Raw genomic sequence first — 18,475 nt, forward strand, 5'->3', positions numbered from 1 at the left:
GTTCTGCGTTGCAGCGGTTATGGGGGGTGTGCGGACAAAGGGCAAGTGCGCCAAAACGCGCGTTAACCCGGTATTAGCCAGAAGTTCCTAGCGTGAGGCATCTGCTGATAAGGAGTTCTGCCATGGACGATTCGGGACCTTTCGAAGCCCCCTCTGCCACCGCGTTGCGGCCATTGCTGGGACAGACCATCCTGGTGGTCGAGGATAGCCGCTATGCCTGCGACGCCATCCGCCTGATGTGCCTGCACAGTGGTGCGCGTATTCGGCGGGCCGACTGTTTGAAATCGGCTCGGCGGCATCTGCGGATATATCGTCCGTCAGTCATCATCGTGGATATGGGATTGCCCGACGGCTCTGGGGCGGATTTGATCGCGGATCTGACCCACGCCACACCTCGGATCGGCGTTATTCTGGGCCTGTCCGGAGATGATGCGGCAAAAGATCTGGCACTTCAGGCAGGGGCGGATGGGTTTCTGGCCAAACCACTGACTTCTCTGGCCTATTTCCAGAGGACAATACTGGAACTATTGCCCGAAGACCGACGCCCGAGCGCGTTGAGCGCCGTGAGGGACGACACCATAAGCCCTGATCCGCTGGCCTATCAGGACGACATGGCTCATATCGCGGATGTTCTGACCGGTCCAACGGATCATCAAACGCTGGATTACGCTGCACAGTTTCTGAGCAGCGTCGCTCGGGATGCCGATGACACTGTGTTGGCGGAAGCCGCTCAACAACTGGCGGCCTCGCGGGCGTGCGGCGCTCCGGTCACAGCGCAGGCCGCACGAGTTGCCGGGCTGGTTCAAATCCGACTGGAACGGCAGGAAGCGATCTGAAATGGTGACAGCCTATTTCGTGACCGCCTCGATGTTGTGTTATTGGGCCCATCGTCAAACCAGACGAAAAGCTCACAACATTCGCGCCAACCGACAACGGCTGGGCAATCCGCTCGGGTAGATTGTTGGATTCCCCGGTTCTGGAAGTGGCCAATTGCCTGCGTTTTCAGTGCAGAATGTACCGGTAAGCGACGCGTTTCAGAACCAGCACTGCCATACGCAAACCGCCCGCTCTGGGGCGGGCGGAAAAGGTCAGTCCTGCGGGATGATCCGGAGGCCGAGCTCCATCAACTGATCCGAAGTCGGATCGGACGGCGCATCCATCATGAGGTCTTCGGCGCGCTGATTCATCGGGAACATCATGACCTCGCGGATGTTGGCCTCGTCGGCCAGCAGCATAACGATCCGGTCGATACCCGCAGCGCAGCCCCCGTGCGGTGGAGCGCCATAGTGGAACGCATTGAACAGAGCGCCAAAGCGGGATTTCACTTCATCCTCGCCATAGCCAGCCAGTTCAAAGGCCTTCAGCATGATCTCAGGTTTGTGGTTCCGGATCGCGCCCGAGACCAGCTCATAACCGTTACAGGCTAGATCGTACTGATAGCCACGTACGTCCAAAGGATTGCCGTTCAGCGCTTCCATCCCGCCCTGCGGCATCGAGAACGGGTTGTGTTCGAAATCGATCGCGCCGGTTTCCTCGTCCTGTTCATAGATCGGGAAATCCACGATCCAGGCGAAGGCAAAACGGTCTTTTTCCGTCAGGTTCAGTTCCTCACCGATCACGTCGCGCGCTTTACCGGCAACTTTTTCAAAGGCCTTCGGCTTGCCACCCAGGAAGAACGCTGCGTCGCCAACGCCCAAACCCAGTTGCTGACGGATCGCTTCGGTCCGCTCGGGGCCTATGTTCTTGGCCAGTGGACCTGCGGCCTCCATCCCTTCGCCCTGATCGCGCCAGAAGATATAGCCCATACCGGGCAGACCTTCTTTCTGCGCAAAGGCGTTCATGCGGTCGCAGAACTTGCGGCTGCCACCAGTCGGCGCGGGGATGGCGCGGATTTCTGTGCCTTCCTGCTCCAGCAGCTTCGCGAAAATCGCGAAGCCACTATCGCGGAAGTGGTCGGAGACCACTTGCATTTTAATAGGATTGCGCAGGTCGGGCTTGTCGGTGCCGTACCAAAGCGCCGAGTCTTTGTAGGAAATTTGCGGCCATTCCTGATCAACCTTTCGACCACCGCCGAACTCTTCGAACACGCCGGTCAGAATGGGTTGAATCGTGTCGAACACGTCCTGTTGCTCGACAAACGACATCTCGAGGTCGAGCTGGTAGAAGTCGGTGGGCGAACGGTCGGCACGTGGGTCTTCGTCGCGGAAACACGGCGCGATCTGGAAGTACCTATCGAAACCCGAGACCATGATCAGCTGTTTGAACAGCTGCGGCGCCTGCGGCAGTGCATAGAACTTGCCCGGGTGCAGACGCGACGGCACCAGGAAGTCGCGCGCGCCTTCGGGCGAGGACGCAGTAATGATCGGCGTCTGGTATTCGCGGAACCCCTGATCCCACATCCGGCGGCGCATCGAGGCCACCACGTCCGAGCGCAGGGTCATGTTGCGTTGCATCGCCTCGCGTCGCAGGTCCAGATAACGATAGCGCAGGCGAGTTTCTTCAGGGTACTCCTGATCGCCGAACACCATCAGCGGCAGTTCCTCGGCGGCACCCAGCACCTCCAGCTCGCGCACATATACTTCGATCTCGCCGGTGGGCAGTTTCGCGTTCACCAGTTCGGGGTCACGCGCCTTGACGGTGCCATCGATGCGGATGCACCATTCGGAGCGCACTTTTTCCAGTTCGGCAAAAGCTGCGCTGTCGCCGTCGCACAGAACCTGCGTGACGCCAAAATGATCGCGCAGGTCGATGAACAGGACACCGCCGTGATCTCGGACACGATGCACCCAGCCGGACAGGCGAACGGTTTCGCCAACATTGGCGGCAGTCAGAGCGGCGCAGGTGTGGCTGCGATAGGCGTGCATGGATCATATCCCTTCGGGCGCAAAATTCGTCGCGCCGATACACCGCGTCAGGTCCGGAAAGTCAAGGCAGGTTGCGCCGTCAAAACGGTCTTTGCACGTTGCCCGAGTAGAAATAGACACCCAATCCCACGGCAAAGATGATATTGCCCGCAATGGCGTGCAGCAGAACGGCAAAGAAAAACGATCCGCGCTTGCGATAGGCCCAGGAAAACAGCAGCCCGCCCGCAAAAGTCATGACCGCGACGATCCAGCTCCAATACATCAGGTGAGCCAGTGAAAACAGCGTCGCATTCAACAGATAGGCGACGCGTCCGTTGGGCAGGATCGCATGATATCGGCGGTAAAAGAGCGACCGGAACAACAACTCTTGCGGCAGGGCAGAGGCCAGCGGATAGCCGACCCAGATAAAGGCCAGCAATTCGGGCCGATACAGCAAAAGGCCAAATGCCGCGTCGGGCCGTGCGATCAAAACGATTGCCGAACAGACAGCGACCATCGCGACTGAGAAGCAAAATACTTCGACCCAGGACCAACTGCGCCATCCATAGCGTAGCTCGGCCCAGGAAAATCCCGGTGTGCAATGCAGCAAAATGATGCCCAATGCGGTGAAGGCAAACAGCGAAGGAAACATCCAGTCGGGCGGAAATAGCACTGCGATCAGCACTGGTGCTGCAACATAGAACAGGCCGAATTCCAGCTTTAACCGCAGATGGGTTTCAGGGGCTTCTGCCCAGTCACTTTGTTTGCTCACCTTGTCACCAACTCAGCCCGGATCAATCCTCTCAGGGAGTTCCCGAGATGGATAGTTCGCGCATTCTGCAAGTCGGTCAAGGTCAGCACGGCCTCGGTAACCTGTTTAGTATCCAATAATTCTTCGCGCAGGACACCGGGAAGCAGCCCGCTGGACAGCGCCGGTGTCAAACATTGACCATCGGGCATATCAAGAAACAGGTTGGTGATCGTGCCTTCGCACAGTTCCTCGCGTTCATTCAGAAACAGTAGCTCGTCGACACCCTGGGGTAAGGATGCTCGTGCGGTGTCGTACACTGCGCGGCGGGTTGTCTTGTGGCGCAACCAGATGTCCGCAGCAGCAAGGCGTTTTCCTGAAACAGCCAGCTTCCATACTGCTGGATTGGCCGCGAGTTCTCCGGTTGTAACTTCAAAACCACCCGGTGCATCCAAAGTCAGACGGCAGCGCAATGGCACACCCCCGGCCACAGCTTCCAGGGCTTTAACTGCCGCCTTGATGTCAAAGGGAATTCCGAAGGTCGCAGCCGTCCGGGCCATGCGGTCCAGGTGGCGGTTTCGTCGGATAAATCCCTGCCCCGGCCGGAAGGCCAGCGTTTCGATCAGGCGGAAATCAGGCTCAGCTGGTGGGCGAAGCGGGCTTTCCATAGCGCCTCCTCATATTCAGACGGAGCGGTGCTGTCCCAGACGAGACCGCCGCCTACGTTCAGCGTCGCGGTGCCGTCTTCGACCATCAGGGTGCGAATGGCCACGTTGAATTCAGATCGCCCATCCGGCGCAGCCCAGCCGATGGTTCCGCAGTAAATGTCCCGTGGCCAGGGCTCCAGATCCGACAGGATTTCCATTGCTCGGATCTTGGGGGCGCCTGTGATCGAACCGCACGGGAACAGCGCGTTCAGAATGTCCGATAGTCCCACGCCCAAATGCAATTGCGCCTGAACCAGTGAAACCATCTGGTGGACCGTGGCATAGGTTTCGACCTTGAACAGTTCGGGCACCTTGACTGACCCCGCCAATGCAACGCGGCTGATATCGTTGCGTAGCAGGTCGACGATCATCAGGTTTTCGGCCCGGTTTTTTTCGTCCGATGAAAGAAACGCGCGGCGGCGGGCATCTTCGACCGGTTCTTCGCAGCGCGGCTGCGTACCCTTCATCGGACGCGTTTCGATACGTCCCTCTGCATCGGTTCGGAAAAACAGCTCGGGCGAGCGGCTCAGCAGATCCGGCAGCCCGTCTTGCTGCACCAGTGCGCCGTGTCCCACAGGTTGCCCAGCCGCCAGCGAGGCATAAATCGCGGCGCTGTCACCAGAGACTTTAAGGTCGATCGGAAAGGTCAGGTTAGCCTGGTAGATGTCGCCCGCCCCAATAGCATTGTGAACCGATTGGAAGGCTGGCGTATACCGCGCCTCGTCCCAACGTGGGCTGAATTCGGTGATTTCGCCCGTTGGTTTGGGCAATCCAACCCGGTCGGGCGCATCGAACACCCCAAAACACAGCAGGGGCAATCTGCGCGCCTCGGGTAACCGGGCCGCCAGGCGCGGTTCCAGAACATATCCCAGCTCATAGCTCGCGTACCCGGCCAGCCACGCGCCGTCCGCGCGCGCCTCATCCAGCGCCGCCAGAGCCTGGGGCACATCCTCCGCGTTGTCCGCGCGGATCACATGAGACGGGTGCTCAAACCGGGTGCCTCGCCCGGCCGGTCCCTGATCGAAACGAATACGCAAGTGCATCCTCTTTTGCCGTGCGTCGCGATATAGAGAATAGTCTGCCGAGGGAAAGGGGGGAAAGCGGCAATTTCGCCCCTGTTTCCGATACCCCTTGAACCTTTTCGCGCTGTCCCTATAACGCACGACAATTTGGGCGCTTGGGCGGTGCCCTGACTCGCGGACAATCGAAGGGAAAAGGCCATGCCGAAGAGAACCGACATTCAGTCGATCATGATCATCGGGGCGGGCCCCATTGTCATTGGTCAGGCGTGTGAATTCGACTACTCGGGCGCTCAGGCCTGCAAGGCGCTGCGCGAGGAAGGGTACCGAGTCATTCTGGTAAACTCGAACCCCGCCACGATCATGACCGATCCGGGTCTGGCGGATGCCACCTATATCGAACCGATCACGCCCGAAGTTGTCGCCAAGATCATCGAGAAAGAGCGCCCCGACGCCCTGCTGCCCACGATGGGCGGGCAGACCGGCCTGAACACATCACTGGCGCTGGAAGAGATGGGTGTGCTGGAGGAGTTCGGTGTCGAGATGATCGGCGCCAAGCGCGACGCCATCGAGATGGCCGAAGACCGCAAGCTGTTCCGCGAAGCGATGGACCGGCTGGGCCTTGAGAATCCGAAGGCGACCATCGTGACCGCGCCCCGCAAGGAAGACGGCTCGGCCGATCTGGATGCGGGCGTGCAGATCGCGCTGGATGAACTGGAGAATATCGGCCTGCCCGCCATCATCCGCCCGGCCTTCACCTTGGGCGGCACTGGCGGTGGTGTGGCTTATAACCGTGAGGATTATATCCATTTTTGCCGCTCGGGCATGGATGCTTCGCCGGTCAATCAAATCCTCGTCGACGAAAGCCTGTTGGGTTGGAAAGAATACGAGATGGAGGTGGTGCGCGACACAGCCGACAACGCCATCATCGTCTGCTCCATTGAAAACGTCGACCCGATGGGCGTGCATACGGGCGACTCGATCACCGTAGCCCCGGCGCTCACGCTGACCGACAAGGAATACCAGATCATGCGCAACGGTTCGATTGCCGTTCTGCGTGAGATCGGCGTGGAAACCGGCGGGTCTAACGTTCAATGGGCGATTAACCCGGACGATGGCCGGATGGTCGTGATCGAGATGAACCCGCGCGTGTCGCGCTCCTCGGCGCTGGCCTCAAAAGCGACCGGTTTCCCAATTGCCAAGATCGCCGCGAAGCTGGCGGTGGGCTACACGCTGGACGAGCTGGACAACGACATCACCAAGGTCACGCCTGCCTCGTTCGAGCCGACCATCGACTATGTCGTCACCAAGATCCCGAAATTCGCGTTCGAAAAATTCCCGGGTTCCGAACCCTACCTGACCACCGCAATGAAGTCGGTGGGTGAGGCCATGTCCATTGGCCGCACGATCCACGAATCGATGCAGAAGGCTCTGGCCTCGATGGAATCGGGCCTGACAGGGTTTGACGAAATCGAAATTCCCGGGCTGAACGTGAGCGTCTGGGAAGAAGCGGACGACAAGGCCGCCGTGATCAAGGCGATCAGCCAGCAGACGCCTGACCGTCTGCGCACCATTGCGCAGGCTATGCGCCACGGCCTGACTGACGACGAAATCTTCGGCGTCACCAAGTTTGACCCCTGGTTCCTGGCCCGTATTCGCGAGATCATCGATGCCGAGCATCAGATACGGAAAGACGGCCTGCCAGTGACCGAAGAAGGCATCCGCAAGCTAAAAATGCTGGGCTTCACCGACGCGCGTTTGGGTGACTTGACCGGCCGCGACGAGGACAACATCCGCCGCGCCCGCCGCAACCTCGGAGTCAACGCCGTGTTCAAACGGATCGACACTTGCGCGGCCGAGTTCGAGGCCCAGACGCCTTATATGTATTCGACTTACGAAGCCCCGATGATGGGTGAGGTCGAATGCGAGGCCCGCCCGAGCGACCGCAAAAAGGTCGTCATCCTCGGTGGTGGCCCGAACAGGATCGGTCAGGGGATCGAGTTCGACTATTGCTGCTGTCACGCCTGTTTTGCGCTGACCGAGGCCGGCTATGAAACCATCATGGTCAACTGCAACCCCGAGACGGTCTCGACCGACTATGACACCTCGGATCGTCTGTATTTCGAGCCGCTGACTTTTGAGCACGTCATGGAGATCCTGACGAAGGAACAGGAAAACGGCACGCTGCACGGCGTCATCGTTCAGTTCGGCGGCCAGACCCCGCTGAAACTGGCCAACGCGTTGGAGGCCGAAGGCATCCCGATCCTCGGTACGACCCCTGACGCTATCGACCTGGCTGAGGATCGGGAAAGATTCCAGGCGCTGGTTAACGAGTTGGGCCTGAAACAACCCAAAAACGGCATCGCATCCACCGACGAGCAAGCATTGGAAATCGCCGAGGATATCGGTTTCCCGCTGGTGATCCGCCCGTCCTACGTGCTGGGCGGCCGTGCGATGGAAATCGTGCGGGACATGGACCAGCTCAGACGCTACATCAACGAGGCCGTGGTGGTTTCCGGCGACAGCCCGGTTCTGCTGGACAGCTATCTGGCCGGTGCGGTCGAGCTGGACGTGGATGCGCTGTGCGACGGCACAGATGTGCACGTTGCGGGCATCATGCAACATATCGAAGAAGCTGGCGTACACTCGGGCGACTCTGCCTGTTCGCTACCGCCCTACTCTTTGTCGAAAGAAATTCTGGCCGAGATCAAGGATCAGGCATTCAAACTGGCCAAGGCGCTGAACGTTGTCGGCCTGATGAACGTGCAGTTCGCGATCAAGGATGACGAGATCTACCTGATCGAGGTCAACCCGCGTGCCAGCCGTACCGTGCCCTTCGTGGCCAAGGCCACCGACAGTGCGATTGCATCCATAGCCGCGCGCGTCATGGCGGGGGAAAAACTGTCGAACTTCCCGATGCGCCCACCCTATCAGGAAGGCAAAGACACCAAGATTGCCGACCAGATGACGCTGGCCGATCCGGACATGCCTTGGTTCTCGGTGAAAGAGGCGGTACTGCCTTTCGCCCGTTTCCCGGGCGTCGACACGATCCTTGGTCCGGAAATGCGCTCGACCGGCGAGGTGATGGGCTGGGACCGCGAATTCCCTCGCGCTTTCCTCAAAGCGCAAATGGGGGCCGGAATGGTGCTGCCGTCCTCGGGTCGCGCCTTCATCTCGATCAAGGACGCCGATAAAGGCACAGCCATGCTCGAGGCAGCGCAGGTTTTGGCGGCGCAGGGTTTTTCTCTGATCGCCACCCGCGGCACGCAAAGCTGGCTCGAGGAACATGGCGTCGCGTGCGAGGTGGTCAACAAGGTCTATGAAGGTCGCCCGGACGTGGTCGACATGCTGAAGGACGGTCAGGTGCAACTGTTGATGAACACTACCGAAGGCGCGCAGGCGGTCGAGGACAGCAAGTCCATCCGCTCCATCGCGCTCTACGACAAAATCCCGTATTACACGACCGCTGCGGCAAGCCATGCCGCCGCGCTCGCCATTAAGGCGCAAGCCGAAGGGGATGTGGAAGTAAAGTCGCTTCAGGGATAAGACCCTTCCTGCCCTGCTTTAGGATTACAAAACCCCGGCCAACGCGTCGGGGCTTTTCTTGTTACGGGTTGCCCATCCGTTGGATCTGCCCCGGCGCGTCGGCGGAAAAGCACGCAATGCTGCAAGAATTGACACCGAATGTGACCCGAACGCGCATATTCCCTTAGGTCAACATGCCTTGATCAAATGCTGTACCGGCTGCATTTTGTGCAGATCAAAACATTCAGGACCCACCATGTATACGCCCGCGATCACCGGTACCGGAGTTTTCACGCCTCAGAACATCATCACGAATGCCGAGCTTGTCGAGGCGTTCAACGCCTATGCCGATCGCCAAAACGCCGAAAACGCCGAAGCCATCGCCGCCGGAGAGATGGAACCGATGCAGCATTCCTCGGAGGAATTCATCCTCAAGGCTTCGGGCATTGAAAACCGTTACGTGATGGACAAGACCGGTGTGCTGGACCCCGAAATCATGCACCCCTCTTTACGTCAGCGCAGCGATGATGAACCCGGAATCATGACCGAAATGGCGGTGGATGCTTGTAAAACGGCGCTGGCACAGGCCGGGCGAACGGCTGCGGACGTTGATCTGGTCATCTGCGCGGCGTCCAACCACGAACGCGCCTATCCCGCTATTGCGATAGAAATTCAACAGGCGCTGGGAATCAAGGGCTTTGGTTTCGATATGAATGTCGCCTGTTCGTCGGCTACGTTCGGTATTCAAGCGGCGGCGGATATGGTGCGCTCGGGCTCGGTCCGGGCGGCGCTGGTGGTGAACCCCGAGATTTGCTCGGGCCACCTGGAATGGCGGGACCGTGATTGCCATTTCATTTTTGGTGATGTCGCCACAGCCACGCTGATCGAGCGCATCGAAAACGCCAATGGCCCGCATTTCGAGATCCTCTCGACCCGATGTGCCACCGAGTTCTCCAACAATATCAGGAACAACAACGGGTTCCTCCGACGCTCTCGTCCGGATGGTATGATCGACCGTCGCGACATGCAATTCATGCAAAACGGTCGGAAAGTGTTCAAGGAAGTTCTACCCATGGTCAGCCGCCACATCGCTGACCACATGGAGGCCGAAGGTGTCGCCAGCGAGACCCTGAAACGCCTGTGGCTGCATCAGGCTAACAAGACGATGAATGACTTCATTGGCAAAAAGGTCCTTGGACGCGAACCGGAAGACGGAGAGCAGCCCAACATCCTGCAGGACTATGCAAATACGTCCTCGGCCGGTTCGATTATAGCCTTTTCTAGGTATTCCGATGATCTGACGGATGGAGATATCGGCCTGATCTGTTCGTTTGGAGCGGGGTATTCGGTGGGGTCGGTGATAGTGAGGCGGCATGGGTGACGCAAATAACGTTCTCCAGTAGGGCGGAGAGGCCGAGAGCTTTCTCCGCCTCCTAGATTTAAGAAAACTTGTGTGCCAAGTCTTCTTGATGGTGAATTCAACGACGAACACCACACCTCGCTACGAATCCGCCGCACCCCGGTGGAGAGATAAAATGCGGGCGTTGGGATATTATGACGGGTATCTCGGATTTCTTTCTGCGTCCTCCCATTGCCCAAAGCCTGAGATCAGCGTCGTCGATGTCGGCGCAGGCACGGGTTCATTTGCGGAAGCATGGGTCGCGGCTTTCGGCGCACCCGGTGCGTTGACTTTGCTCGACCCCAGCGGTGCCATGCTCGAGCGCGGCCAGACCGCATTGCGCGCGCGTGGTGTAGAGCCCCATTTGGAAAAGTGCGTGCTGAACGAGGCGGCTCTGAAACCTTCAGACGTAGTTTTGGCCGCCCATGTGATCGAACATTGCGATGACCCATTGACTGCGCTGCGGGCCATCCATGATCTGTTAAGCCCCGGTGGCCGGTTGTATCTTGTTGTTTCGAAACCACATTGGTGCAATGCGATAATTTGGTTTCAGTGGCGACATCGCACCTTTCGCAAGGACGAGATCATTGAGTTATTGCGAAAGGCAGGTTTCAGCGTAGAGCGCGTCCATGCTTTTCCGTCAGGACCACCTTCGCGAACAAGCCGGGGTATCGTGGCCGTTCGTGCAGCTTGATCCTGATATTGGCCCTAACGTCGAAGCGGAACTTTAACAAATACGAACCCTATTCGAATGTGTGTTGCGTTGCGAAATACCCAGACACGCCGTTGACGCGACCGCGCTTGACCACGTTAGGGAACGCGTTTGGGTTCAGCTCACACTCTCTTCTTCCAGGTGCAGCTTCATCTCGATCAGCACCTGTTGCAGCAGGCTGGTCTCTTTCAACAAGCGTTTGGCCTCGTTCACGGTAATTATGCCGTCTTCAATCGCGGCCTGATATTCGGTCATCAGCATTGCAAAACGTTGGCTCAGCGCGATGACGTCCGAGTTGACGCCCCCGGTCCGGGGATTGTCGGAATTTCGGCCGTCATACGACAGCGTGATGTTTCGAAGATCGGCAAGTGCAGATGTCACGTGCGGAAACGAAGAGGCATTCTCCAACCGCGCTACTGCGTCCACCGGCATGAACCGATCCGCATGCTCAGCATTGTCGGAATAGTATCGACCCAATGTAGCCTTGGATTTGCCGGTGATCTCGCACGCGGCTTCGATTCCGACGTCTTTGACCAAAGCTTCGGTATGCTTTTTCAGATAGGCCCCGATATCCGCCATTTTGTTACCTTTGTTACCTGCACACCCACCCCGCCTGTCCATGCGGGGGAAAGGGTGGGGAAATTTCCCATATTCGATTCATAATTGAAATGCCATAAATTGACTATCCCTCAGATATGCAGGGATTTTGTGAGTGAGTGGCGGCCGTTCGTGCCGGTAAAGAGTGGTAGTAGGGCACCATTTATAGCCCTGCCGTTATAGGCCTCATGGTGGCCGGTGCGCCGCTGTTGTGATATCGGGATATCCATCCCCAAGAGCATCTGCTCGATCCCGAGGACCGCAACGGCGGCGTTGCTTTTTCAAATAGATAGACGACTTGCCCCCGCGGGCTGCGCGAATTAGACCCGCGTCATGGCCAAGCTGTATTTCAACTATTCCACCATGAATGCCGGCAAATCGACCGTTTTGCTGCAAGCCTCGCACAATTACCGCGAGCGTGGCATGGACACTTATCTGTTGACCGCCGCCATAGACGGGCGCGCCGGAACGGGGCGCATCGCTTCGCGCATCGGCATTTCGGAAGAATCCGACACATTCCGCCCGGAAGATAATGTATTTTTGATGATCGAGAGACGGTTAAAACAGAGTCCGGTAGCCTGTGTCTTCGTCGATGAGGCTCAGTTTCTGTCCGAAGATCAGGTCTGGCAACTGGCCCGGGCGGTGGATGATCTGAAGATCCCGGTACTTGCCTATGGCTTGCGGGTGGATTTTCAGGGCAAGTTGTTTCCGGGCTCGGCGGCATTGCTGGCACTGGCAGATGAAATGCGGGAAGTTCGGACCATATGTAAATGCGGCCGCAAAGCGACAATGGTGATTCGTCAGGATGAAAACGGTCAGGCGATCACCACTGGGGCTCAGGTGCAGATCGGCGGGAACGAGACTTACGTCTCGCTCTGCCGAAAGCACTGGCGTGAGGCGGTGGGCGCCTAAACCGGGTTGAGTAATGGGCGCGCCGCTATATACGCGGCAACGTTGTCCAACGCCATTTGCCCCATATCGGTGCGCACTTCCTCGGTGGCCGTCCCGAGATGTGGCAGCAGGGTTACATTCTCCATATCACACAATGCCTGCGGGACGGCGGGTTCGAACTCATACACGTCCAGCCCGGCACCTGCGATCTGGCGCGCTTGCAGGGCCGAGATCAGGGCGGCTTCGTCCACGACCTCGCCCCGTGCGATGTTGATCAACAGCGCCGTGGGCTTCATTGCCGTCAAAACCTGCGTGCCGATCAGATGGCGGGTTTCTGCTCCGCCCGGCACAGCCAGCACAAGGAAATCGACGTTTGATGCCAAAGCCAGAAGATCGGGTGCGTGAGTCGCCGGGAAGTTGAGGTCCTTCGGGCTGCGCGCAGTGTAAGACACCTGCATCCCGAAGCCGAAATGGCAGCGCCGGGCAATGGCCTGACCGATGCGGCCCATGCCAACGATCCCGACATGCTTTCCGGTGACGTGAAGACCCAACATCTGCGTTGGGTGCCACCCCTGCCATTCACCTGCCCGCACCAATCGTTCCCCTTCGCCGGCGCGTCGGGCGGTTGCCAGCAGCAGGGTCATTGCAATGTCTGCCGTGGCGTCGGTTACCGCGCCGGGCGTGTTGGTGACCTCGATCCCCGCAGATCGGGCAGCCGCAACGTCGATATGGTTGTAGCCTACCCCAAAATTTGCCAGCAGTTTGCAGCGCTGCGCGGACATTTCCGAAAAGACCTGTGCCGAAAACTGATCGCCCAAGGTAGGCACCACAACGTCAAATTCCGTCAGGGCTTGCACCATTTCTTCGTGTGTCATTGGCAGGGTGCTGTTGCGCATTTCAACGTCGAATTCGGATCGCGCCCGGGTCTCAACGGCCTCGGGCATCGGGCGTGTGATCAACACTTTCATCAGTGCATCCTTCCGCCGACAGGCACTTCACCATCTGGCCCGATCAATACGATCTCACCTTTTTCATCCGGCAGACCCAAGACCAGCACCTCGGACATGAACTTGCCGATCTGGCGCGGCGGAAAGTTGACCACCGCCATCACCTGTTTGCCGATCAGCGTCGACGGGTCGTAATGCGCGGTGATCTGAGCCGACGTTTTTCGCTCGCCGACCTCATCGCCGAAGTCGATCCACATCTTGATCGCGGGTTTGCGCGCTTCGGGAAAGGGTTCGGCACGGATGATTTCGCCTACGCGGATGTCGACCTTCAGGAAATCGTCAAAGGAAATCTCACTCACGCGAAAGCTCCTTCGATCGGTCGGTTGCAGCTTTGACTGCGCGGTGCAGAAGATCGGGAAACCCCTCCTCTTCATGCATCAAAACCTCAAGCGCTGCCTGCGTGGTACCGTTGGGTGAAGTCACATTGACACGCAACTGCGCCGGGTCTTCTTCTGCGGCCATGGCCAAAGCCCCTGCTCCGGCCACTGTGGACTTGGCCAGTTTCATCGCCAGCTCATGTGGCAAGCCCTGCGCCTGACCAGCAGCGGCAAGGGTTTCGATCAGGTGAAAAACGTAAGCCGGACCCGAACCGCTGAGGCCGGTCACCGCGTCCATCTGCACCTCATCTTCCAGCCGAACGGTTTCCCCGACTGCAGAAAGCAGATTTTCAGCCAGCTCCAGATCGGTTTCCGAGACATGCGAATTTCCGATCAGGGCCGTAATGCCTTGCCGGATCGCCGCCGGTGTGTTGGGCATCGCCCGGACGATGGGTGTCCCTTCACCCAGCACCGCCTCAAATGTCGCCAGAGATGTGCCGGCTGCAACCGAAACGAACAGGCATCTGCCTTTCCCCAACGCCTGAATGGAGGGCAAGGCTTCGCCCATCATCTGCGGCTTGACGGCCACCAGCACCACTGCCGGGGCTTCGGGCAACGCTGTGTTGATGTTGACACCCTGCGCCTTGAGCCAATCAGAAGGATAGGGATCGATAACCCAGACGGATGCGGCCGGAAGGCCATGCTCAAGCCACCCGGCGAGCATGGCGGATCCCATTTTCCCACATCCCAGAAGCACAAGCCCCTGTTCAGCGACACGTGACATGTCCATGATTGCCCCTCCCCTTACTTGTCGGTTCGGGGCAAAGCTTTACGCGCGGCCGTAAGCCTCTGCAATGGCGACTTGCATCGCTTCTTCGGGGGAGCGGTTCCCCCAGGTCACCAGCTGGATCGCCGGGTAGTAGCGCTCGGCGCTCAGTACGGCGGCGTTGATCATCGTATCGATCTGCTCGGGGCTGGCCATCTGGCCACCTGCAAGCACAAGACCATACCGATAAACCATCAGCTTCTGGTTGGCCCAATACGTGAACGCGCCAGCCCAGCACTGATCGTTCATCTTGTTGAGCAATTCATAAAGCTCGGGATCACGATCCGTTGGTGGTTCCATTTCGAACGAGCAAACCATCCGCAGCGTTTCATCATAGTTGGACCACGCCAGCGTGATCGAATAGGTGCGCCACTGGCCTTCAACAGCCATGGCGATCTGATCATCCCCGATGCGGTCAAAATCCCAGTCGTGGTGTTCAGCCAGATGTTCAACAATGTCGATTGGATGAAGGTCTTCTTCGAGAAACTGCTCGGAAAGGGCCATAATGCCACCTCACTCATCTCTAGCATTTCGGGGCTGGCAGTGCCCCAGCGCTAGTTGCCTGCTCTACAAGCCGGGCTTCCCCCATAGGCTTGTACTAAATATGGTGCGATGCGAGCGGGGTTCTGACAACCCTATTTCTTGGGGATAAGAGCAATAAGTTGTGGACAGCCGGCAACGGCGATCAAAATATTGGCGCGGGATGCAGCTTTGTCTTGATTAAATTCTGCGAGGCGTCACACTACAGCGCACCGCACAACCCGGCACAGGATTGTACGGTGGATGGAATTGTCCTGACAATCTGGGTGACGCGGGGGAAGCTGGTGCTATTTGTCCAGTTTCGCCTCAAGTGCGGCGATCCGTTCCTCGAGCGCTGCGTTTTCTTCACGTGCTTTCTGGGCCATCGCGCGAACGGCATCGAATTCTTCGCGCGTGACGAAATCGCGATCAGCAAGCCAGCGGTCGATCATCGACTTCATGGCATTCTCGGCCTCTTCCCGCGCGCCCTGCGCCACGCCCATGGCGTTGGTCATCAACTGGGAAACGTCGTCGAGAATCTTGTTGCGGGTTTGCATGGCTTTACTCCGATATCGCGATTGGTCTCTATATGGGTAAAGAATGGCCCGGGCTCAAGGTTGACTTGCCACGCCAACCCCGGGCAATGAGACGCACATGCAGGCTGTTCTGAATTTCCCCGATCTGTCGCCCGAGCTGTTCTCGATCTCATTGTTCGGGATGGAGCTCGCGCTGAGATGGTACGCCTTGGCCTATATCGCGGGCATCCTGATTGCCTGGCGCATGGCGATGATGGCGTTGCGGCGCCCTACCCTATGGCGGAATGACTTGCCGCCGATGAAACCCGAGCAACTCGAGGACCTGGTCACGTGGATCATCTTAGGTGTCATTCTGGGCGGTCGTTTGGGCTTTGTGCTGTTTTATCAACCATCGTACTACTTTTCGCACCCTCTCGAGATTCTGAAAGTCTGGCAGGGCGGGATGGCCTTTCATGGCGGATTGCTTGGTGTGGTACTCGCCTCATTTCTGTTTGCGCGTCGTCATGGCATATCCGCCCTGTCGCTTGGCGATTTGGTGGCTTACACGGTACCGCCCGGTTTGTTGCTGGGACGGTTGGCGAATTTCGTCAACGCCGAGCTGTGGGGTCGCCCAAGCGAATTGCCCTGGGCGGTGATCTTTCCCGGAATGGCGGCGCAGGACTGTCCCGGTGTCGTTGCGGGCATGTGCGCCCGGCATCCGTCGCAACTCTATGAAGCAGCGCTTGAAGGACTGCTACTTGGGGCATTGCTGATTTGGTTGGCTTATCGGCGCCAAGCGTTTTGCAAGCCGGGCCTGATCATGGGCGTCTTTCTTGCCGGCTATGGCGCATCCCGGTTCATCGTCGAATTCTTCCGGCAACCAGATGCACAGTTCGTTTCCCCCGGCAACCCGTTGGGGCTGGCATGGCATGTGGGCGGGTATGGTCTTACCATGGGGCAGATGCTGTCACTTCCGATGATTGCCCTTGGCCTTTGGTTTGTATGGCGAGCGGAGCGTGCAACATGAGCCTCAAGGATCATCTGCTTGCCCGCATCCAACAGGATGGCCCGATGAGCGTAGCGGACTTTATGACCGAGTGCCTGCTGCATCCAGAGTTTGGGTATTACACGACCCGCGATCCATTGGGTGCTCAAGGCGATTTCGTCACGGCACCCGAGATCAGCCAGATGTTCGGCGAACTGATTGGGCTCAGTCTTGCGCAGTCATGGCTGGATCAGGGACACCCGGAGCAAATCGCTTTGGTCGAACTCGGTCCCGGGCGTGGGACACTTATGGCCGATGTCCTGCGTGCGACCCGCAAAATGCCTGGGTTTCACGATGCCGCACAGATCATCTTGCACGAGGTCTCGCCAGCGCTGCGTGAGATCCAAGCCAAAACACTGGAGGGATATTCCCCCCGGTGGATCGACTCACTTACCGAGTTACCTGATCAGCCCCTGTATCTGGTCGCCAATGAATTTTTCGACGCGCTTCCAATCCGTCAATTTGTTCGGGACCAGAATGGCTGGCGTGAACGCCTGATCGGGGCTGAAGCAGGAAATCTGACATTTGGGCTTGGCCCGCAAGCCGCTCAGGTCGCTCTGGCGGATCGGCTGAAGGATACGCAGGACGGAGATCTGGTCGAATTGTGCGCCGCGGCGATTCCGATCCTCACGGTAATAGCCAGTCGCATCGCGACAGAAGGTGGTGCAGCGCTGATCATCGATTATGGCGACTGGCGCTCTCTCGGTGATACGTTTCAAGCGTTGCGCGCGCACGAGCCTGCAAACCCACTGGACGCGCCCGGTCAGGCAGACCTGACCGCGCATGTTGACTTTGAGCCGCTGGCCATTGCGGTCCATGCGGCGGGTTGCGGGCACACGCGATTGACAACACAAGGCGTGTTTCTGGAGCGCCTGGGAATTGCGACACGGGCCGAGACACTGGCCGCAGCGCAAAGCGGACCGGCGCTCGACTCGTTGATTGCCGCGCATCGACGGTTGACGCATCCAGATGAAATGGGAAACCTGTTCAAGGTGCTGGGTCTCTACCCTTCATATTCCACGCCGCCACCTGGACTGGAGCGATGACACTGGAAATTCTCACCTCGGATCTTCTGTCCCCCGTTCGCCATGGGTTCTTCACGCGCCGCGGAGGCGCTTCCTCGGGGATCTTTGCCGGGTTGAACTGCGGGCTCGGGTCGTCTGACCTGACCGAGGCCGTTGCATTGAATCGTCGTCGCGTCGCGAACGCAATGGACGTCGCTCCGGAGGCTCTGGTCGGAGTGCATCAGGTCCATTCACCGAATGTCCTGACGATTGATGCACCTATCAACGGAGAAAAACCCAAGGCCGACGCGGTAGTAACAGCGACGCCGGGGCTGGCCCTGACAATTCTGACCGCCGACTGCCAACCGGTGCTGTTTGCCGATCCTGACGCAAAAGTGATCGGGGCTGCTCATGCCGGATGGCGCGGCGCACTGGACGGCGTGCTTGAGGCGACGCTTGACGCGATGGAAGGGCTGGGCGCAAACCGCCAAAACACTGTGGCCGTGATTGGGCCAACAATTTCGCAGCGGGCCTACGAGGTCGGCCCGGAGTTTTTGGACGACTTCCTGTCGGATTCACCGGAAAACGCCCGATTCTTTGCAAATGGTCAAGGCGACCGGTTGCAATTCGACCTGCCCGCATTCGGTTTGCATCGACTGCGGGAAGCAGGCGTCGGCCAAGCCGAATGGACCCGGCACTGCACGTATTCCGATCCGGACAAGTTCTTTTCCTATCGTCGTGCCACCCATTCCAATGAAGTTGATTACGGGCGTCTGATTTCCGCCATCAAGTTGTAATTCT

18 protein-coding genes are annotated in these 18,475 nt (G+C 58.5%); 8 read left to right on the plus strand and 10 right to left on the minus strand.

Translation table 11 applies throughout. The features are described 5' to 3' along the window. Nucleotides 1-122: 122 nt before the first annotated feature. Nucleotides 123-836, plus strand: coding sequence for a response regulator (locus AC2TEL_RS11185; RefSeq protein ID WP_480843861.1), 714 nt, complete (start codon nt 123-125; stop codon nt 834-836). Between the two features lie 252 nt (nt 837-1,088). On the opposite strand, the gene aspS is transcribed toward AC2TEL_RS11185, so the two are convergent. From aspS to AC2TEL_RS11205, 4 genes are all read right to left on the minus strand, one after another. Then, nucleotides 1,089-2,864, minus strand: a complete 1,776-nt coding sequence (gene aspS / locus AC2TEL_RS11190; protein WP_480903927.1) for an aspartate--tRNA ligase — start codon at nt 2,862-2,864, stop codon at nt 1,089-1,091. Nucleotides 2,865-2,943: 79 nt separating this feature from the next. After that, on the minus strand, nt 2,944-3,615 hold the full coding sequence (locus tag AC2TEL_RS11195) for a CPBP family intramembrane glutamic endopeptidase (protein WP_480903930.1): 672 nt from the start codon (nt 3,613-3,615) through the stop codon (nt 2,944-2,946). After that, the gene (locus tag AC2TEL_RS11200) at nt 3,612-4,259 is read right to left on the minus strand and encodes an aminotransferase class IV family protein (RefSeq protein WP_480903934.1); all 648 of its coding nucleotides are present in this window, start codon (nt 4,257-4,259) and stop codon (nt 3,612-3,614) included. Before AC2TEL_RS11200 ends, AC2TEL_RS11195 begins: the two co-directional genes overlap by 4 nt. Next, on the minus strand, nt 4,214-5,341 hold the full coding sequence (locus AC2TEL_RS11205) for an aminodeoxychorismate synthase component I (protein ID WP_480903937.1): 1,128 nt from the start codon (nt 5,339-5,341) through the stop codon (nt 4,214-4,216). Before AC2TEL_RS11205 ends, AC2TEL_RS11200 begins: the two co-directional genes overlap by 46 nt. 177 nt (nt 5,342-5,518) lie before the next feature. On the opposite strand from AC2TEL_RS11205, the gene carB reads away from it, so the two are divergent. From carB to AC2TEL_RS11220, 3 genes are all read left to right on the plus strand, one after another. Continuing rightward, nucleotides 5,519-8,863: a carbamoyl-phosphate synthase large subunit gene (gene carB / locus AC2TEL_RS11210; protein ID WP_480903940.1), complete on the plus strand. Its 3,345-nt coding sequence runs from the start codon at nt 5,519-5,521 to the stop codon at nt 8,861-8,863. Between the two features lie 235 nt (nt 8,864-9,098). Then, nucleotides 9,099-10,223, plus strand: coding sequence for a beta-ketoacyl-ACP synthase III (locus tag AC2TEL_RS11215; protein WP_480903942.1), 1,125 nt, complete (start codon nt 9,099-9,101; stop codon nt 10,221-10,223). Between the two features lie 154 nt (nt 10,224-10,377). Further along, nucleotides 10,378-10,935, plus strand: coding sequence for a class I SAM-dependent methyltransferase (locus AC2TEL_RS11220; protein ID WP_480903945.1), 558 nt, complete (start codon nt 10,378-10,380; stop codon nt 10,933-10,935). A 135-nt stretch (nt 10,936-11,070) separates the two neighbouring features. On the opposite strand, the gene AC2TEL_RS11225 is transcribed toward AC2TEL_RS11220, so the two are convergent. Then, nucleotides 11,071-11,532, minus strand: coding sequence for a hypothetical protein (locus tag AC2TEL_RS11225; RefSeq protein WP_480843869.1), 462 nt, complete (start codon nt 11,530-11,532; stop codon nt 11,071-11,073). 351 nt (nt 11,533-11,883) lie between these two features. Between AC2TEL_RS11225 and AC2TEL_RS11230 the strand changes: the two genes are divergently transcribed. Continuing rightward, nucleotides 11,884-12,462, plus strand: a complete 579-nt coding sequence (locus AC2TEL_RS11230) for a thymidine kinase (protein ID WP_480843870.1) — start codon at nt 11,884-11,886, stop codon at nt 12,460-12,462. Here AC2TEL_RS11230 and AC2TEL_RS11235 read toward each other — a convergent pair. The 5 genes from AC2TEL_RS11235 to AC2TEL_RS11255 all read right to left on the minus strand — a co-directional run bounded on the left by AC2TEL_RS11235 (nt 12,459) and on the right by AC2TEL_RS11255 (nt 15,667). Next, entirely contained in the window at nt 12,459-13,409 is a 951-nt protein-coding gene (locus AC2TEL_RS11235; protein ID WP_480903948.1) for a 2-hydroxyacid dehydrogenase, read from the minus strand. The genes AC2TEL_RS11230 and AC2TEL_RS11235 overlap by 4 nt on opposite strands. Then, a complete protein-coding gene (locus AC2TEL_RS11240; protein ID WP_480843872.1) occupies nt 13,409-13,747 on the minus strand; it encodes a tRNA-binding protein in 339 nt (112 codons plus the stop codon). Before AC2TEL_RS11240 ends, AC2TEL_RS11235 begins: the two co-directional genes overlap by 1 nt. Then, nucleotides 13,740-14,555 carry a pyrroline-5-carboxylate reductase gene (gene proC / locus AC2TEL_RS11245; protein ID WP_480862181.1) on the minus strand — a complete coding sequence of 272 codons (816 nt, stop codon included), beginning with the start codon at nt 14,553-14,555 and terminating at the stop codon, nt 13,740-13,742. The genes AC2TEL_RS11240 and proC overlap by 8 nt, the downstream gene beginning before the upstream one ends. A gap of 39 nt (nt 14,556-14,594) precedes the next feature. Beyond that, on the minus strand, nt 14,595-15,095 hold the full coding sequence (locus AC2TEL_RS11250) for a type III secretion system chaperone family protein (protein WP_480843874.1): 501 nt from the start codon (nt 15,093-15,095) through the stop codon (nt 14,595-14,597). Between the two features lie 323 nt (nt 15,096-15,418). Then, nucleotides 15,419-15,667 (minus strand): accessory factor UbiK family protein, encoded by a 249-nt coding sequence (locus tag AC2TEL_RS11255; RefSeq protein WP_170384762.1) that lies wholly within the window; start codon nt 15,665-15,667, stop codon nt 15,419-15,421. A gap of 97 nt (nt 15,668-15,764) precedes the next feature. On the opposite strand from AC2TEL_RS11255, the gene lgt reads away from it, so the two are divergent. The 3 genes from lgt to pgeF are packed head-to-tail and all read left to right on the plus strand — an operon-like array spanning nt 15,765 to nt 18,471. Continuing rightward, entirely contained in the window at nt 15,765-16,652 is an 888-nt protein-coding gene (gene lgt, locus AC2TEL_RS11260) for a prolipoprotein diacylglyceryl transferase (RefSeq protein WP_480843876.1), read from the plus strand. Further along, entirely contained in the window at nt 16,649-17,716 is a 1,068-nt protein-coding gene (locus AC2TEL_RS11265; protein WP_480903951.1) for a class I SAM-dependent methyltransferase, read from the plus strand. Before lgt ends, AC2TEL_RS11265 begins: the two co-directional genes overlap by 4 nt. Beyond that, entirely contained in the window at nt 17,713-18,471 is a 759-nt protein-coding gene (gene pgeF / locus AC2TEL_RS11270; RefSeq protein WP_480903954.1) for a peptidoglycan editing factor PgeF, read from the plus strand. The genes AC2TEL_RS11265 and pgeF overlap by 4 nt, the downstream gene beginning before the upstream one ends. The last annotated feature ends 4 nt before the right edge of the window (nt 18,472-18,475 follow it).

Source organism: Ruegeria sp. HKCCD9138 (genome assembly GCF_057220975.1).